At 64.8% G+C, this 287-nt stretch carries 1 pseudogene; it reads left to right on the plus strand.

Going from position 1 to position 287, the window contains the following annotated elements:
* Positions 1-287: pseudogene (locus NE591_RS15600) on the plus strand (AAA family ATPase); the annotation flags it as partial.

Genomic DNA, 287 nt, shown 5'->3' on the forward strand with positions numbered 1-287 from the left:
CGACGACCAAGTGCGCCGCTACCTTGAGATTTTCGGGGCGGTGGAAGTGGCCGGAACGAAATGGTGCGGGAAAACCTGGACGGCCTGTCGCCACGGCGAAAGCGTCAGCTACGTCGACGACGCCCCGGCCCTAGCCCAATCCGACCCTCAGGCGATGCTTGCAGGCGAGCAGCCCCACGTCATTGATGAGTGGCAACTTGCACCGGCCATCTGGAACACCGTTCGCCATGCCGTGGATCGCAAGCGGGGGCTGCGCGGCGCGTGGCTTTTAACGGGCTCTTCCACCC

It is taken from the genome of Adlercreutzia sp. DFI.6.23 (genome assembly GCF_024462535.1).
In the GTDB taxonomy this organism is placed as follows: domain Bacteria; phylum Actinomycetota; class Coriobacteriia; order Coriobacteriales; family Eggerthellaceae; genus Adlercreutzia; species Adlercreutzia rubneri.